The 16,475-nt window shown below is 68.1% G+C and carries 13 protein-coding genes; 12 read left to right on the plus strand and 1 reads right to left on the minus strand.

What is annotated here, in order from left to right:
- The first annotated feature begins 71 nt into the window (after positions 1-71).
- From LCM15_RS13085 to wrbA, 8 genes are all read left to right on the plus strand, one after another.
- Positions 72-998 carry a carbohydrate ABC transporter permease gene (locus LCM15_RS13085; RefSeq protein ID WP_224857091.1) on the plus strand — a complete coding sequence of 309 codons (927 nt, stop codon included), beginning with the start codon at positions 72-74 and terminating at the stop codon, positions 996-998.
- A complete protein-coding gene (locus tag LCM15_RS13090; RefSeq protein ID WP_224857094.1) occupies positions 995-1,825 on the plus strand; it encodes a carbohydrate ABC transporter permease in 831 nt (276 codons plus the stop codon). The genes LCM15_RS13085 and LCM15_RS13090 overlap by 4 nt, the downstream gene beginning before the upstream one ends.
- A 5-nt stretch (positions 1,826-1,830) precedes the next feature.
- Positions 1,831-3,489, plus strand: a complete 1,659-nt coding sequence (locus LCM15_RS13095) for a glycoside hydrolase family 43 protein (RefSeq protein ID WP_224857096.1) — start codon at positions 1,831-1,833, stop codon at positions 3,487-3,489.
- A 21-nt stretch (positions 3,490-3,510) separates the two neighbouring features.
- Positions 3,511-4,521 carry an ABC transporter ATP-binding protein gene (locus LCM15_RS13100; RefSeq protein ID WP_224857098.1) on the plus strand — a complete coding sequence of 337 codons (1,011 nt, stop codon included), beginning with the start codon at positions 3,511-3,513 and terminating at the stop codon, positions 4,519-4,521.
- On the plus strand, positions 4,518-5,627 hold the full coding sequence (locus LCM15_RS13105) for a Gfo/Idh/MocA family protein (RefSeq protein ID WP_224857100.1): 1,110 nt from the start codon (positions 4,518-4,520) through the stop codon (positions 5,625-5,627). Before LCM15_RS13100 ends, LCM15_RS13105 begins: the two co-directional genes overlap by 4 nt.
- A complete protein-coding gene (locus LCM15_RS13110) occupies positions 5,624-6,268 on the plus strand; it encodes a ThuA domain-containing protein (RefSeq protein WP_224857102.1) in 645 nt (214 codons plus the stop codon). Before LCM15_RS13105 ends, LCM15_RS13110 begins: the two co-directional genes overlap by 4 nt.
- 85 nt (positions 6,269-6,353) lie before the next feature.
- The gene (gene xylA, locus LCM15_RS13115) at positions 6,354-7,649 is read left to right on the plus strand and encodes a xylose isomerase (protein ID WP_224857104.1); all 1,296 of its coding nucleotides are present in this window, start codon (positions 6,354-6,356) and stop codon (positions 7,647-7,649) included.
- Between the two features lie 439 nt (positions 7,650-8,088).
- On the plus strand, positions 8,089-8,682 hold the full coding sequence (wrbA, locus tag LCM15_RS13120; RefSeq protein ID WP_224857106.1) for an NAD(P)H:quinone oxidoreductase type IV: 594 nt from the start codon (positions 8,089-8,091) through the stop codon (positions 8,680-8,682).
- Positions 8,683-9,065: 383 nt separating this feature from the next.
- On the opposite strand, the gene LCM15_RS13125 is transcribed toward wrbA, so the two are convergent.
- Entirely contained in the window at positions 9,066-9,983 is a 918-nt protein-coding gene (locus LCM15_RS13125; protein ID WP_224857108.1) for a LysR family transcriptional regulator, read from the minus strand.
- Positions 9,984-10,142: 159 nt separating this feature from the next.
- Here LCM15_RS13125 and xdhA point away from each other — a divergent pair, with 159 nt between their 5' ends.
- From xdhA to LCM15_RS13145, 4 genes are read left to right on the plus strand one after another with little or no spacing between them, the layout of a single operon-like run.
- Complete coding sequence (gene xdhA, locus LCM15_RS13130) at positions 10,143-11,606, plus strand: xanthine dehydrogenase small subunit (RefSeq protein ID WP_224857110.1); 1,464 nt, start codon at positions 10,143-10,145, stop codon at positions 11,604-11,606.
- Positions 11,607-11,617: 11 nt separating this feature from the next.
- The gene (gene xdhB / locus LCM15_RS13135) at positions 11,618-13,939 is read left to right on the plus strand and encodes a xanthine dehydrogenase molybdopterin binding subunit (RefSeq protein WP_224857112.1); all 2,322 of its coding nucleotides are present in this window, start codon (positions 11,618-11,620) and stop codon (positions 13,937-13,939) included.
- A complete protein-coding gene (gene xdhC / locus LCM15_RS13140; RefSeq protein ID WP_224857114.1) occupies positions 13,936-14,805 on the plus strand; it encodes a xanthine dehydrogenase accessory protein XdhC in 870 nt (289 codons plus the stop codon). Before xdhB ends, xdhC begins: the two co-directional genes overlap by 4 nt.
- Positions 14,806-14,844: 39 nt before the next feature.
- Positions 14,845-16,443, plus strand: coding sequence for a xanthine/uracil/vitamin C permease (locus LCM15_RS13145; RefSeq protein WP_224857116.1), 1,599 nt, complete (start codon positions 14,845-14,847; stop codon positions 16,441-16,443).
- Positions 16,444-16,475: the final 32 nt, after the last annotated feature.

A 16,475-nucleotide genomic window follows, 5' to 3' on the forward strand; every position in this document is an offset into this window, starting at 1 on the left:
GCAGACCGCCGCGCGCCGTCACGGGCGCGCGGCCCTCATCCCGATCCCTTCCTGACACACCGGAGACTGGCATGGCCACCGCCGCCACCAGCCGCAGATTGCCGGCGTCCGAACGCCTGCGCCGCAGCCTTGGAAACGGGCGCGTCAGCGCCATCCTGATCCTGCTGCCGCCCGCGCTGATCCTCTTCACCCTGTTCGTGATCCTGCCGCTCGGCGAGTCCGGCTATTACTCGTTCTTCAACTGGAACGGCTACGGCGCGCCCAGCGACTTCGTCGGGCTGGAGAACTACGAGCGCATCGCGGGGCATTCGATCTTTCACAAGGCGGTGGGCAACACGGTCAAGATCGTCGCCGTCTCGCTGCTGATCCAGATGCCGCTGGCTCTGGCGCTGGCCCTGCTCATCTTCCGCAAGACGCCGACCAACGCCGTGTTCCGGCTGATCTTCTTCGTGCCCTACATCCTCGCCGAAGTGGCCGCCGGCCTGATCTGGAGCTTCGTCTTCGACGGCAATTACGGCATCACCGCCTCGGTCGCGCAGTCGCTGGGCATGGACAGCCTGTTCATCCTCGCCGACCGGGACTGGGCCTTCGTCGCGGTGATGACGGTGATCGTCTGGAAGTATTTCGGCTTTCACATGATGATCTACATCGCCGCGCTGCAATCGGTCCCCGAGGACCTGATCGAGTCGGGCCGGATCGAGGGCGCCAAGCGGCTGCAGATCGTGCGCTACGTGCAGATCCCGCACATCAAGCCGGCGATCATCGTCAGCGCCTTCTTCGCGATCATCGGCGCGCTGCAGGTCTTCGACGTCATCATCCCGCTGACAAATGGCGGCCCGTCGAACCAGACCCACACCATCGTCACATACCTCTACACCTTCGGCCTGACGCGGCTGAACATCGGCTTCGGCAGCGCCGTCGGGGTGATCCTCTTCGTCGCGGCGATCACCGTGGCGGTGTTCTACCAGCGCTTCTTCATGAAAGGCGACAAGGCATGACCCGCGGCCACCTGCTTCGCAACATCCTGCGCGTCGCCCTCCTATGCCTCGTGGCGAGCTTCGTGCTCGCGCCGATGGTGGCGACGGTGCTGGGCGGCTTCAAGACCAACGCCGAGATCCGCACCAACGCCTTCGCCCTGCCGGCAAGCTGGAACTGGGAGTTCTACGGCTCGATCGTCAGCGACCCGGCGTTCTGGCGCTACCTCGGCAACTCGATGCTGATCTCGTCGGTCGCGGTGACGCTGACGCTGATCGTGGGCGCGGCCGCCGCCTATGTCTTTGCGCAGATCAAGTTCTTCGGCTCGCGGATGCTGTTCTCGTATCTGCTGCTGGGCCTGATGTTCCCCTTCGCCACGGCGATCCTGCCGCTCTTCATCAAGGTGCGCGATGTCGGGCTGCTCGACACCTGGTGGGCGGTGATCCTGCCGCAGACCGCCTTTTCGCTGTCGCTCGCGATCCTGCTCTTCCGCACCTTCTTCGAGCAGCTTCCCAAGGAGCTTTTCGAGGCCGCCTATATCGACGGCTGCGGCTACGTGCGGTTCTTCTGGCGCTTCACTCTGCCGCTCTCGGCACCGATCCTTGCGACGGTGGGGGTCTTCGTCTTCGTGCAGAGCTGGAACAACTTCCTCCTGCCGCTGGTGGTGCTGAACTCGCGCGAGGTGTTCACCTGGCCGCTCGGCATGATGCAGTTCCGCGGTGAATACGTGACCGAATGGAACCGCACGCTTGCCTTCGTGACGCTCACGCTGGTGCCCGCCATCGTCTTCTTCCTCGCCGCGCAGAAATACATCGTCGCGGGGCTGACCGGCGGCGCCGTCAAAGGATGACTTCAATGACCGAGATCCGGAATCCGATCCTTCCGGGGTTCAACCCCGACCCGTCGATCGTGCGGGTGGGCGACGACTACTACATCGCCACCTCGACCTTCGAGTGGTACCCGGGCGTGCAGATCCACCACTCGCGCGACCTGCGCCACTGGCAGCTGGTGAAGCGCCCGCTGGAGCGCGCGGCACAGCTCGACCTGCGCGGCGACCCCGACTCCGGCGGGATCTGGGCGCCCTGCCTCACCCATGCCGACGGCCTCTTCTGGCTGATCTACACCGACGTGAAGCGCCGCGACGGGGCGTGGAAGGACAGCCACAACTACCTCGTCACCGCGCCGTCGGTGGAGGGGCCTTGGTCCGACCCGGTCTACCTCAATTCGTCGGGCTTCGACCCCTCGCTGTTCCACGACGAGGACGGGCGCAAGTGGCTGCTGAACATGATCTGGGACCACAACCAGACCGGCGGCGACCGGTTCGGCGGGATCGTGTGCCAGGAATACTCGGTCGAGGAGCAACGCCTCATCGGTGCGGTGCACAACATCTACCGCGGCACCGACCACAAGCTGACCGAAGGCCCGCATCTCTATCGCCGCGACGGCTGGTACTACCTGCTGACCGCCGAGGGCGGCACCGGCTACGACCACGCAGCGACCATGGCGCGCTCGCGCGACCTGCTCGGCCCCTACGAGACCGACCCGGCCAAGCACCTGCTCAGCTCGAAAGACGCGCCCGACGCATATTTGCAGCGCGCGGGGCACGCCGACATCGTCGAGACGCAGGACGGCGCGCATTACCTCGTGCACCTCTGCTCCCGACCGCTGGACGAGACCCGCAGCATCGAGACCGGTCGTGCGCAGGGCATCCACGCCGACGACGTCCGGCGCTCGCCGTTGGGCCGCGAGACGGCGATCCAGAAGCTGGTCTGGCCCGAGGGGGAGTTCCCGCGCCTCGCGCATGGCGGCTGCGTGCCCGCCCCGTCCGTCCCGGCGCCGGACCTTCCCGAGCACCGCTTCGCGCCCGAGCCCACCCGTCTGACCTTTGCCCCCGGCGCGCTGCCGCATCCGCTGCAATGGCTGCGCAGCCCCGATCCCGGGCGGCTCTTCTCGCTGACCGAGCGGCCCGGCGCCCTGCGCCTCTTTGGGCGCGAGGCCCCCGGCTCGCAGTTCGACCACGCGCTGGTGGCGCGGCGGCAGACTGACCTCGCCTTCACCGCCGAGACCGAGATCGACGTCGCGCCGGGCGACTACCAGCAGTTCGCCGGGCTGATCTCGTGGTACGGACGGTTCAAGTTCCATTACCTCGCGGTAACCGCTGACGCGGCGGGCAACCGGGTCCTCACGGTCTATAGCTGCGCCGCCGACTGGCCCGACGCGCGGGTGAGCTACCCGATCACGCCGATCGCCCTGCCCGCCTCCGGCACGGTCCGTCTTGGCATGGAGGTCAGCGGCGCCAGCCTGCGCTTCCGCTACGCCCTCGGCGAGGACGCAGAGTGGCAAGACCTCGGCATCTCGCTCGACCAGTCGGCGATCTCGGACGAGGCGGGCAACGGGCCGGGCAACAACTTCACCGGGGCCTTCGTGGGCATGTGCGCGCATGACACGTCGGGGCGCGGCCGCCCCGCCGATTTCCTGCACTTCACCTACGAGCCCAGCGAGCCCCGGACATGACGAACGCAAGGAGCCACACCCATGGCTGAAGTCCGCCTCAACAACATCACCAAGAAATTCGGCGCCGTGACCGTCATCCCCGACATGTCGCTGACCGTGCCCGACGGCTCCTTCACCGTGCTCGTCGGCCCCTCGGGCTGCGGCAAGTCCACGCTGCTGCGCATCATCTCGGGCCTCGAGATGCCGAGCGACGGCGAGGTCATGATCGGCGGCGAGGATGTTACCTTTGCCGAACCCTCGGACCGGGGCATATCGATGGTGTTCCAGAGCTACGCGCTCTATCCCCACATGACGGTGGCTCAGAACATCGACTTCGGGCTGCGACTGGCCAAGACCCCCGCCGCCGAACGCGAGGCACGGGTGGCCGAGGCGGCGCGGATCCTCGCGCTCGAGGACTACCTCGACCGCAAGCCCGGGCAGCTCTCGGGTGGGCAGCGCCAGCGCGTCGCCATCGGGCGATCGATCGTGCGCCAGCCGAAGGTCTTTCTCTTCGACGAGCCGCTGTCGAACCTCGACGCCGCCCTGCGCGGGCAGATGCGGGTGGAGCTGGCGCAGCTGCACCAGTCGCTCGACGCGACGATGATCTACGTCACCCACGATCAGGTCGAGGCGATGACCCTCGCCGACCAGATCGTGGTGATGAACCGCGGGCGCATCGAGCAGGTCGGCGCGCCGATGGACCTCTATGACCGCCCCATGACCGAGTTCGTCGCGGGCTTCATCGGCTCGCCGAAAATGAACCTGCTGCCGGGCGCGGCGATCGGGCGGGGCGACGTCAAGACCGTCGGCATCCGCCCCGAGCACCTGCGCGCCGATCCCGAGACGGGCGACTGGCCCGCAACGGCCAAGGTGGTCGAGACACTGGGCGCCGACACCGTGGTCTATGCCGACGCCGAGACCCTCGGCGAGATCACCGTGCGCCTGCCCGGCAAGATGCGCCTGAGCGCCGGCGAGCGGCTCTTCCTGAGCCCCGAGCCGGGCAACCTTCACCTTTTCGACGAGGACGGACACCGGATGGAGCAGACAGCATGAGCGCGTTGGGCGTGGGGGTCGTCGGCTGCGGCGTCATCAGCGAGATCTACCTGAAAAACGCCGCGCTGTTCCCGCAGCTCGAGATGCGGGCCGTGGCCGACCTCGACCCCGAGGCCGCGCGCGCCAAGGGCGAGGCCCATGGCCTCCCGGCGATGAGCCCTGCCGCGCTGATGGCGCGGGACGACATCGACATCGTGCTCAACCTCACCATCCCGGCGGCGCATGTCGAGGTCGGGCTGGCCGCGCTCGAGGCGGGCAAGCACGTCTATTCCGAGAAACCCCTCGCCGGCGGTACCGCCGAGGCGCGGCGGCTGCTCGAGGCGGCCGACGCACGCGGCCTGCGCGTGGGCTGCGCGCCCGACACCTTCCTCGGCGGCGCGCACCAGAGCGCCCGCGCCCTGCTCGATGCCGGGCGGATCGGCACGCCGACCGCCGGCACGGCGACGCTGATGCTCGCGGGGCACGAGCGCTGGCACCCCAATCCCGATTTCTACTACGCGGGGCCCGGCGCCGGGCCGCTTTTCGACATGGGCCCCTACTACATCACCGCCATGGTCGCGCTGCTCGGTCCGGTGCGCCGGGTCACCGCGCTTGCCGCGCGCGGACGCGACAGCCGGACCATCGCCACCGGCCCGCGCGCCGGCCAGTCGGTGCCGGTCGAGACCCCGACCCATGTGACCGGCGTGCTCGAGTTCGCGGGCGGCGCGCTGGTGCAGATCGTCACCAGCTTCGACGTGAAGGCGCATGGCCATGCCCCGCTCGAGCTTTACGGCACCGAGGGCTCGCTGGTCATTCCCGACCCGAACCGCTTCGACGGCACGGTGCGCCTCTATGGCGAGGATTGGCAGGACCAGCCCACCACCCACGCCCATGGCGACGACAACTATCGCGGGCTGGGTCTGGCGGAAATGGCTGCGGCGATCTCGGCCCAGAGGCCGCACCGCGCCAGCGGCGCACTGGCGCTGCACGTGCTCGAGGTGATCGAGGCGCTGCTGGCCTCGTCCGAGCGCGGGCAGGCCATCGCTCTGGAAACCACCTGCGACCGCCCGGCAGCCATGCGCCCGGGCGGCAGCATCGGAGACATCAGCGCAGCGGAGGCAGCATGAAGAAGAAGGCACTCATTTTCTGGGGCGGCTGGGAGGGGCACGAGCCCAAGGCCTGCTCCGCCATCGTCGAGGAGATGCTGCGGGCCGAGGGCTTCGAGACCCGGCGCGAAGAGGGCACCGCGGTGCTGGGCAAAGAGGGCCTCGGCCAGTACGACCTGATCGTGCCGGTGATGACGCAGGCCACGATCGGCAAGGACGAGCTGGCGAACCTGCTTGCGGCGGTCGAGGCGGGCACTGGGCTTGGCGGCTTCCATGGCGGTATGGGCGACACCTTCCGCAACGAGCCGGCCTATCAGTTCATGGTCGGCGGGCAATGGGTGGCCCACCCGGGCAACATCCTCGACTACCGCGTCGAGATCACCCGGCCCGACGATCCGCTGGTCGAAGGCATCGGCGGGTTCGACTACCGCTCGGAGCAGTATTACCTGCACGTCGATCCCGGCATCGAGGTTCTGGCGACCACGACGTTCAGCGGCGCGCATGCGCCTTGGACCAAGGGCACCGTCATGCCGGTGGTCTGGAAGCACCGCTATGGCGAAGCGCGGGTCTTCTATTCGGCCCTCGGCCATGTCGCCTCGGAATTCGAGGTTCCCCAGATGAAGGAAATCCTGCGTCGCGGCCTGCTCTGGGCCGCGCGCTGACGCAAGGTCGGCGCCTCCGCGCGCCCCACCCACCGAAATTTGCAGACCTCTCCCATCGGACGGGGAGGCGATGAAAGGACCGCATATGTCTGACTTCTTTGGCGACCTCAAACCGCTGCGCTTCGACCCCGAGGGCGAGGGGACCTGCTTCCGCCATTACGACCCCGACGAGATCGTCATGGGCAAGCGCATGGAGGACCACCTGCGCTTCGCCGTCGCCTACTGGCACAGCTTCGCCTACGAGGGTGGCGATCCCTTTGGCGGGCGCACCTTCGATCGGCCTTGGTTCGGCGAGGACATGGACGCGGCGCGCCGCAAGGCCGACGTCGCCTTCGAGATGTTCGATCTGCTCAACGTGCCCTTCTTCTGCTTCCACGATGCCGATATTCGCCCAGAGGGCGCGAACTTCTCCGAAAGCCTGCGCAACTTCGAGGAAATCGTCGACATCTTCGAGCGCAAGATGGAGAGCTCGAAGACCCGGCTGCTGTGGGGGACCGCCAACCTCTTCAGCAACCGCCGCTTCATGGCCGGGGCAGCCACCAACCCCGATCCCGACGTTTTTGCGTGGTCCGCCGCCACGGTGAAGGCGTGCCTCGACGCCACCCACCGGCTGAAGGGGGCGAACTACGTGCTCTGGGGCGGGCGCGAGGGCTACGAGACACTGCTCAACACCGACATGGGGCGCGAGCGCGAACATGCCGGGCGCTTCCTGTGCATGGTGGTCGACTACGCCAAGAAGATCGGCTTCGACGGCACCATCCTGATCGAGCCGAAGCCGCAGGAGCCGACCAAGCACCAATACGATTACGACGTCGCCACGATCTACGGCTTCCTAAAGGATTTCGGTCTGGAAAAGGAAGTGAAGCTGAACATCGAGCAGGGTCATGCCATCCTCGCCGGGCACAGCTTCGAGCACGAGCTGGCGCTGGCGCGTGAGCTGGGCGTGCTGGGCTCGATCGACATGAACCGCAACGACTACCAATCCGGCTGGGACACCGACCAGTTCCCCAACAACGTGCCCGAGTGCGCGCTGGCCTATTACGAGATCCTGCGTGACGGCGGCTTCACCACCGGCGGGACCAACTTCGATGCCCGGCTGCGGCGGCAATCCCTGGACCCCGAGGACCTGATCGCGGGCCATGCCGGTGCGATGGACGTCTGCGCGCGCGGCTTCAAGGCCGCCGCCCGGATGATCGAGGACGACGCCCTCGAGGCGCCCCGCCGCGAGCGCTACGCCGGGTGGGACACGGACGCGGCGCAGCAGATGCTCCGCAGCGATCTGGCCACGATCTCCGAGCGGGTGATCTCCGAAGGCATCGACCCGCAGCCGCGCTCGGGCCGGCAGGAGGTTCTCGAGAATATCGTCAACCGATACGTCTGACCTCGGGTCTTCGCCGCGAGCTCCCTAAGACTGCACGACGCGCTCTGCGAAGGAGCGCGTCGTCTTCCTCTGAGGTTGGGCTGTTGCGCCGGGCGGTTTCGGACGCACTCGCGTTTGCAACGGTTAACCTTCGGGCGCGCCCTGCACCGGGCGGCGCCGCAGACCGCGCCCCGCCTATGCCCAAGCGCGCCCGAGACGGAGCAACCCGCAGGGGTGGCCCCTGTTGCGCGGCGGTGCTGTGCCTCAACGCTTCCCTCGCCACCGTGCGCGACCGGTCACGACCTTTCCACCTCGCGAAACGCCATTTGCTGACACGGGGCAAAATCACCCTAGGTCGTGATCTCCGGAGGGACCAGTGCGTGACCTTCGGACCCGAAAACCGGCAGGAGGCTTAGCGCAGCCTGCCTGCGACCCTGAACCGGCACATGGAGACGACACGATGGCAGCCCCCAAAATCGCAGTGATCTTCTACTCGACCTACGGAACCAATTACCAAATCGCCCAGGCGGCCGCGGACGCCGCCAAGGAGGCCGGCGCCGAGGTGCGGCTGCTCCGCGTCCGCGAGACCGCGCCCGAAGAAGTGGTGAACGGCCAGGACGCCTGGAAGGAAGCCGCCGAGAAAATGGCGCATCTTCCGATCGTCACCCCCGAGGACATGGTCTGGGCCGACGGCTATTTCATCAGCGCGCCGACCCGCTTCGGCCAGTCCGCCTCGCAGCTTCGCGCGTTCATCGACACGCTGGGCGGCGTCTGGTCCGAAGGCAAGCTCGCGGGCAAGGCCATCACCGCGACAACCAGCGCGCAGAACCCGCATGGCGGCCAGGAGGCCACCACCCTAGGGCTTTACACCACGGCGATGCACTGGGGCGCGATCATCGTGCCGCCGGGCTACACCGACGACGTGATCTATGCCTCGGGCGGCAACCCGTACGGATACTCCGCCAAGGCGGGGGAGTTCGACGACGCCGGCAAGGCCTCCGTCACTCATCAGGCAAAGCTCCTGGTCGACGTCGCCAAGAAGCTGATCGCCTGACGCGCATTAGCTGAGGGTCTGAAGATGCGGGGCCGAATCGACGCCAGCCCCGGTCTGAGGTTCTGTTGAAGATGGCCCCCTGCACGGGATGAGGCCGGAGCGGGCCGCCGAGGTGTGGCCCCTTCGTCCATCTGCCGGCTGCTCTGAGGGACAGCCGCCGCCGGATCGTCTCGGCGGGCAACCGGCTCCTAGCGCTCGGCAGCGTCCGGACGGCGCGCGTTCAGACCAGCGCGGCGAAGACCATCAGTGCCGCAGCCTCCGCACGGCCAAAGAGCAGTGGGGCGCTGACAGGCGCCGCAGCGAAGAGCGTCATCAAGATCGACGCGCAACTGCCTGCGAAGAATACGCGCCGCTCGATAGAGAGCACCCCACGCCGCCGAGGCTCAGGCCTCTGCGGACACCGCGAACCGCGCCTTGCCCTGCTTGGCGATGTGATCCACGAACAGCCGGATCTTGGGGTCCTGCAGCTTCTTGTGCGGGAACAGGCAGCCGAAGATCGTCGGAAGGGGCGGCGTTTCGGGCAGGACCTCGACCAGTCGACCGCTGGCGAGGTGCTCCTGCACGTCGAAGCGCGGCTTGTTGACGATCCCGTGCCCCGCCAGCGCCCAGTCGGTCAGCACGTCGCCATCATCTGCATCGTAGCGGCCCCGGACCTCGAGCTTCTGCGGTCCGGTGGGGGTCTGTAGCGTCCAGAAATACTCGGGCGAGCGGGGATAGCGCAGCAGCAGGCAATTGTGCCCGCCATGCAGCAGCTCGTCCGGGGTCTTCGGGGTGCCGCGGCGTGCCAGGTAGCCGGGGGCTGCGCACAGCACCCGGTCGCAATCGGCGATCTTGCGCAGCTTCATGTTCGAGTCGCCGGGATCTCCGATGAAGAAGGCCACATCGAGCCCATCCGCCAGCATGTCGACCTTGCGGTCCGACAGGCGCATCCGCACCTCGGTTTCGGGGTAGGCGTCGGAAAAGGCGGGCACCAGAGGCGCCACGATCCGCCGCCCGACCCCCAGCGGCGCGGTCACGCGGATCGCACCGCGCGGCACCTGCGAGAAGCTGGCCACCCGCGCTTCGGCGTTCTCCAGCGCGGTGAGGACGGTCTTGGCCTCGTCATAGAACACATGCCCCGCCTCGGTGGGGGTGATCGACCGCGTGGTCCGGTTGAAGAGCCGCACGCCCAGGTGTTTCTCGAGCTCTTTCAGCCGCTTGCTGGCCACCGCCGGGGTCAGCCGCAGGTCGCGCCCGCCCGAGGTGATGCTACCCAATTCCAGCACTCGGACAAAGACCCGCAGGCTTTCGATATAGGACATGCGCGCCTCCCTCTGCGGCGCGGATGATGCGCCTGCGCGGCCTCTTTTTCAACATTCTGTTGAAAGTATTTGCCGTTTGGGGCGATTTTTCGACTCAATTGCCCGCCGTATGCTGCCTGTCATCCCGGAGCCTCCACCCCGGGATCATGGGAGGTGAGCATGACATATCGCGACGACATACGTTTCATCCTGAACGGGCGCGAGGTCTCGGCCCGCGATGTGGGCGCCAGCCGGACGCTGCTGGATTTCCTGCGGCTGGAGCGACGGCTGACCGGCACCAAGGAGGGCTGCGCCGAGGGCGACTGCGGCGCCTGCACCGTGCTGGTGGGCCGCCTGACCGAGGCGGGGCTGATCTATGCGCCGGTCAATGCCTGCATCCGGTTTCTTGCCTCGGTCGATGGCTGCCACGTCGTCACCGTCGAGCATGTCTCCGGCCCCGAGGGCGCGCTGCACCCTGTGCAGCAGGCGATGATCGACTTTCACGGCAGCCAGTGCGGCTTCTGCACGCCGGGCTTCGTCATGTCGCTCTATGCGTTGTGGATGCAAACCCCCGAGCCGACCGAGGCACAGGTCGAAACGGCGCTTCAGGGCAATCTCTGCCGCTGCACCGGCTATGCGCCGATCATCCGCGCCGCCGTCGCCGTCAGCCGCTACGGCACGCCCGCTGCCGACCACCTGACAGCCGAGCGCGAGGCGATGACGGCCCGCCTGCGCGCCCTGCGTGACGGACGCCGCGTGGTCACCGGCCCGGACGACAATCTGGCGATCCTGCCCGCCGACGTGGACGATCTGGCGCAGTGTCTTGTGGAAACTCCCGGCGCCACCATCGTCGCCGGCGCGACCGACGTCGGCCTCTGGGTCACGAAATTCCTGCGGCCCATCGGGCCGGCGATCTTCACCGGCCATCTCGAGGCGCTCAAGACCGTCGCGCGGGAGGCCGATCACCTCCTCATCGGCGCGGGTGCCAGCTACACCGACTGCCAGTCGCTACTGTCGCAGCACCTGCCGCACCTCGCGCCCTACTGGGACCGCATCGCGGGGTGGCAAGTGAGGAACATGGGCACCGTCGGCGGCAACATCGCCAACGGCTCTCCCATCGGGGACACGCCGCCGGTTCTGATTGCGCTGGGGGCCGAGATCACCCTGCGCCACGGGTCCGAGCGCCGCACCCTGCCGCTCGAGCGCTTCTTCCTCGACTACGGCAAGCAGGACCGCGCCGCGGGCGAGTTCGTCGAGAGCATCCGCATTCCGCTGCCCGGCGCGTCAGACCGCAACGCCGCCTACAAGATCTCGAAACGCCGGGACGAGGACATCTCGACCGTGGCCGCGGGCCTCAGCGTCACGGTCGAGCGGGGCCGGATCACCCGGGCCCGCCTCGCCTTTGGCGGCATGGCGGCGACACCGAAGCGCGCCGCGCAGGCCGAGGCCGCGCTCATCGGGCAGCCTTGGGCGCACGCGACCTTCGAGGCCGCCGCCGAGGCGCTGGCGGAGGATTTCTCTCCGCTCAGCGATTGGCGCGGCTCGGCCGGCTACCGGATGCTGAGCGCGCAGAACCTGCTGCGCCGCTTCTTCCTCGAGCAGGACGCCGACACCACCGCGCCCGCCCAACTCGCAACCGCCTGAGGGACTGGACCATGAAGGACACTCTGACCATCACCGGCGCCGCCCATAGCGACCACAATCACGACAGCGCGGTCAAGCACGTGACGGGCCGGGCCAATTACACCGACGACATCGCCATGCCCGAGGGCACCCTGCACGCCTATCTCGGCGTCTCGCACGTGGCCCACGCGACGCTGCACGGCCTCGACCTGAGCGAGGTGCTGGCGGTGCCCGGCGTGGTCGGCGTGCTCACCGCCGCGGACGTGCCCGGCGTCAACGACATCAGCCCCACGGGCCGCAATGACGAGCCGGTCTTTCCCACCGACCGGATCCAGTTCCACGGCCAGCCGCTGTTTGCCGTGGTGGCCGAAACCCGCGACATCGCCCGCCGCGCGGCGGAGCGGGCATGCATCGACTGCACCCCGCTGCCCCATGCGCTCGACCCCGTCGCCGCGCAGGAGGCCGGCTATCCGCATGTCACCGCGCCGCTGAAGCTCGAGCGTGGCGACCTCGACGCCGGCCTTGCCGCTGCGAAGAACCGGATCAAGGGCCGCATCACCGTGGGCGGTCAGGATCACATGTATCTCGAAGGGCACATCGCCTTTGCCATCCCGGGCGAGGATGACGACGTGATCGTGCATTGCTCGACCCAGCACCCCAGCGAGGCGCAGCACATGGTGGCGCATGTTCTCGGCGTGCCCTCGAACGCGGTGGTGGTGAACGTGCGCCGCATGGGTGGCGGGTTCGGCGGCAAGGAAAGCCAGATGAACCTGTTCGCCGCCGTCGCGGCCATGGCCGCGAAGAAGTGGGGACAGGCGGTCAAGATCCGCCCCGACCGCGATCAGGACATGACCGCCACCGGCAAGCGGCACGACTTCGTCATCGACTACGAGGTCGGCTTTGACGACACCGGGCGGATCGAGGCCGTCGGCGGCACCTTCGCCGCGCGCTGCGGGTTCTCCTCGGACCTCTCGGGTCCCGTGACCGACCGCGCGCTGTTCCATGCCGACAACGCCTATTTCTATCCCAATGTGCGCCTGACCAGCCGCCCGATGAAGACCAACACCGTGTCGAACACCGCCTTTCGCGGCTTCGGCGGCCCTCAGGGGGTCGTCGCCGCCGAGCGCATGATCGAGGAAATCGCCTATGCCACCGGGCAGGACCCGCTCGACGTGCGCAAGGCCAATTTCTACGGCAACGAGGGGCGCGATCTGACACCGTACCACCAGCAGGTGGAGGACAACATCCTCGACCGTCTGGTCTCGGAGCTGGAAGAGAGCGCCGACTACCGCGCCCGCCGGACCGAAATCCTCGCCTACAACGCGGGCTCGCCGGTCCTGAAGAAGGGCATCGCGCTTACGCCGGTGAAGTTCGGCATCTCCTTCACCGCGACGTGGTACAATCAGGCGGGCGCGCTGGTGCATGTCTATAACGACGGCTCCATCCACCTGAACCACGGCGGCACCGAGATGGGACAGGGCCTCAACACCAAGGTCGCGCAGGTCGTGGCCGAGGCCTTCCAGGTCGATTTCGAGCGCATCAAGATCACCAAGACCACCACCGAGAAGGTCCCCAACACCTCGGCCACTGCTGCCTCGTCCGGCACCGACCTGAACGGCATGGCGGCGCTGAACGCGGTCGAGCAGATCAAGGCGCGGCTGGTGGAGTTCGCCTGCGACCGCTGGGCCGTGCCGCCCGGGGCCGTGCGCTTCGAGGCCAACCGCGTGCTGATCGGCGACGAGGTGCTGAGCTTCGATGCCTTCATCAGGCAGGCCTACCTCGCCCGCGTCCAGCTGTCCGCGGCGGGCTTCTACAAGACGCCCAAGATCCACTGGGATCGCGACAAGGGTCAGGGCCGCCCCTTCTACTACTATGCCTACGGCGCCGCCTGTTCCGAGGTCACGATCGACACGCTGACCGGCGAATACCGGGTCGAGCGGACCGACATCCTGCACGACGTGGGCCGCTCGCTGAACCCGGCGCTCGACAAGGGGCAGGTCGAGGGCGCCTTCATCCAGGGCATGGGCTGGCTGACCACCGAAGAATTGTGGTGGGACGATGCGGGGCGCCTGCGCACCCATGCGCCGTCGACCTACAAGATCCCGCTCGCCTCGGACCGGCCGCGCGTGTTCAACGTCAACCTCGCAGACTGGTCGGAGAACCGCGAGCTGACGATCAAGCGCTCGAAAGCGGTCGGAGAGCCGCCCTTCATGCTGGGCATCTCGGTCTTCGAGGCGCTGTCGATGGCGGTGGCCTCGGTCGCGGACTACCGCGAATGCCCGCGGCTCGACGCGCCCGCCACGCCAGAGCGCGTGCTGATGGCGGTGGACCGCCTGCGCCGGGGCGCGGCGTGACTCTCGCGGCCTTTCTCGAGACCCACGGCGCGGTGATCCGCGTGGCGCTGACCCGCGTGCGCGGGTCCTCGCCCCGCGAGGCGGGCACCGAGATGTTCGTGGCCGGCGAGGCGCTCTACGGCACCATCGGCGGCGGCCAGCTGGAACATCGCGCCGTCGAGGCGGCGCGCGCCATGCTCCGCGACGGCGCCCTGAGCCGGGAGATGGACGTGCCGCTCGGGCCCGAGATCGGGCAATGCTGCGGCGGACGGGTGGAGCTGTCGCTGCAACGGATGCGCGCCTCGGACAAGGGCGCGGCGCTGGATCGGGCAGAGGCCGAGACCGCCGCCCTGCCGCATGTCTATGTCATGGGCGCGGGCCATGTGGGTCGGGCGCTGGCCGACCTGCTGCAACACCTGCCGATGCGCACCATCCTCGTCGATCCGCGCGCCGGCGAGATCGCCCTCTGCACGGCGGCTGTGGAGACACGGGTCTCCGCCATCCCCGAGGTCGAGGTGGCCAATGCGCCCGCCGGCAGCGCCTTCGTGGTGCTGACCCACGACCACGGGCTCGACTTTCTGCTGACCTCCGCGGCGCTCGAGAGGGGCGACGCCGCCTATGTCGGCATGATCGGCTCGGCCACCAAGCGCGCGAAGCTGCGCAGCTGGATGCGCCAGCATTGCGGCCCCTGCGATTTCGGCCAGCTCACCTGCCCCATCGGGGCGCAGGGCAGCGGCGACAAACGGCCCGCCCTGATCGCGGCCTTCGTCGTGGCCGAGGTTCTGGCCGAGCTGACCCGTGGGGAGCGGGTCACCGGCCGGGCCGGGTCAGGACAGACCCCCGAAAGGGGCCATCATCACGACCAGAAGGGAGCGTCGGCCCGATAGCGGGAGGCGGGGCTGGTCATTACGGAGGAGGAGACCGTCATGGACGGGACAAGCTACAACTACCGGTTGGTGTCGCGCGGCGACTCCAGCGCCTTCTGGGCGCTGTTCACCGACAACCTCGTGAACCTGCTGATCCTGTCGGGGATCTGCCAGTTCGTGTTCGACATGCCGGCCGAGATCGTCTTCGGACGCATCGTCCCCGGCGCCGCCATCGCCATTCTCGCCGGGGTGGCGGTCTACACCGTCATGGCGAAGGTGACCGCGAACCGCACGGGCCGCGACGTGACCGCCCTGCCCTACGGCCTCTCGACGCCGGTGATGTTCGTCTACCTCTTCGGCGTGATCGGCCCGATCTACTGGGCCACGCAGGACCCGCTCCTGGCGTGGCAGGTGGGGATCGGCGCGGGCTTCATGGGCGGCATCGTCGCCGCCCTCGGCGCCATCGTCGGCCCGCGGCTGAAGCGGATCACCCCGCGGGCCGGGATGCTGGGCACGCTGTGCGGCATTGCGCTCATGTTCATCGGCGCGGTGCCCCTCTCGCAGATCTTCGAGCAACCCGTGATCGGCTTCACCGCGCTGCTCTTCATCCTGTGGGGGCTGATCGGACGCTTCCGCCTGCCGGGCAACCTGCCCGCGGGCCTCGTCGCCATTCTGGCGGGCACGGTCATCGCCGTGTTTCTGGGCGAGTCGACCTTCGACACGTCAGGCCTCGGCTTCTATCCGCCCGTGCCGTATTTTGGCGACCTGATCGCGGGCGTTCAGTACCTCTTTGCCAATCCCGAGCTGTTCCTCGTGCTGGTGCCGGTGCAGATCTACAATTTCATCGAGACCATGAACAACGTCGAGAGCGCCGAGGCCGCGGGCGATAGCTACCCGGTGGGCGTGTGTCAGTTGACCGATGGCGCGGGCACCATGATCGGTGCGGTGTTCGGCTCTCCCTTCCCCACCACGGTCTATATCGGCCACCCGGCCTACAAGCGGCTGGACGCGCGGGCGGGCTACATAATCGGCGTGGCGCTCGTCATCGCGGCGGCGGCCTTTCTCGGCTTCCTGTCCTTGCTCGCCGGGCTGATCCCGGTGGCGGCGGCAGCACCGGTGCTGGTCTTCGTGGCCGTCAGCCTGATCACCAACACGGCCTGGGCGGTGAAGCCCGCGCATTTGGCTGCGGTGTCCTTCGCCATCCTCCCACATGTCTCGTCGTTGCTCATCACCAAGTGGGGTTCCTTGATGAACGCGCTCCGGGCGCAGGGGGTCGAGGGGCTGCCCTCGCTGGGCGATGCCGACCTGACCGCCGCGCTGCTGATGGAGGGGGCGCATTTCGAGGGCCACCTCGCGCTCAGCCAGGGGGCCATCCTGACCGGCCTGATCTGGGGCGCCATCGTGGCCGACGTGATCGACGGGCGGTTCCGCGCGGCGGGCGGCTTCGCGCTGGCCGCGGCCGCGATGTCCTCGGTGGGCATCATCCACGCGGCCTCGCTGCAGATGCCGCAGCTCGATGGCATCACCCTTGGCTACCTGATCATCGGCGGCTTCCTCTGCCTCTATCCCCTCGTAGCGCCGAAGGAGGACCTCGAGGAGCGGATCATCGTGCCGGACGAGCCCGACCTGATGGACGACGCAGTGCCGCAGCGCGCCTGACGCTTGCAGGGCGGCCCCCGCGCCGCCCCGCC

Source organism: Salipiger bermudensis (genome assembly GCF_020171625.1).
GTDB lineage: Bacteria > Pseudomonadota > Alphaproteobacteria > Rhodobacterales > Rhodobacteraceae > Salipiger > Salipiger bermudensis_B.

Coding starts and splice junctions, on each gene's coding strand:
- LCM15_RS13110 (WP_224857102.1), top strand. CDS start 5,624: ATGAAGAAGAAGGCACTCATTTTCTGGGGCGGCTGGGAGGGGCACGAG.
- wrbA (WP_224857106.1), top strand. CDS start 8,089: ATGGCAGCCCCCAAAATCGCAGTGATCTTCTACTCGACCTACGGAACC.
- LCM15_RS13145 (WP_224857116.1), top strand. CDS start 14,845: ATGGACGGGACAAGCTACAACTACCGGTTGGTGTCGCGCGGCGACTCC.
- LCM15_RS13090 (WP_224857094.1), top strand. CDS start 995: ATGACCCGCGGCCACCTGCTTCGCAACATCCTGCGCGTCGCCCTCCTA.
- LCM15_RS13105 (WP_224857100.1), top strand. CDS start 4,518: ATGAGCGCGTTGGGCGTGGGGGTCGTCGGCTGCGGCGTCATCAGCGAG.
- LCM15_RS13100 (WP_224857098.1), top strand. CDS start 3,511: ATGGCTGAAGTCCGCCTCAACAACATCACCAAGAAATTCGGCGCCGTG.
- xylA (WP_224857104.1), top strand. CDS start 6,354: ATGTCTGACTTCTTTGGCGACCTCAAACCGCTGCGCTTCGACCCCGAG.
- LCM15_RS13095 (WP_224857096.1), top strand. CDS start 1,831: ATGACCGAGATCCGGAATCCGATCCTTCCGGGGTTCAACCCCGACCCG.
- xdhB (WP_224857112.1), top strand. CDS start 11,618: ATGAAGGACACTCTGACCATCACCGGCGCCGCCCATAGCGACCACAAT.
- xdhA (WP_224857110.1), top strand. CDS start 10,143: ATGACATATCGCGACGACATACGTTTCATCCTGAACGGGCGCGAGGTC.
- LCM15_RS13125 (WP_224857108.1), bottom strand. CDS start 9,983: ATGTCCTATATCGAAAGCCTGCGGGTCTTTGTCCGAGTGCTGGAATTG.
- LCM15_RS13085 (WP_224857091.1), top strand. CDS start 72: ATGGCCACCGCCGCCACCAGCCGCAGATTGCCGGCGTCCGAACGCCTG.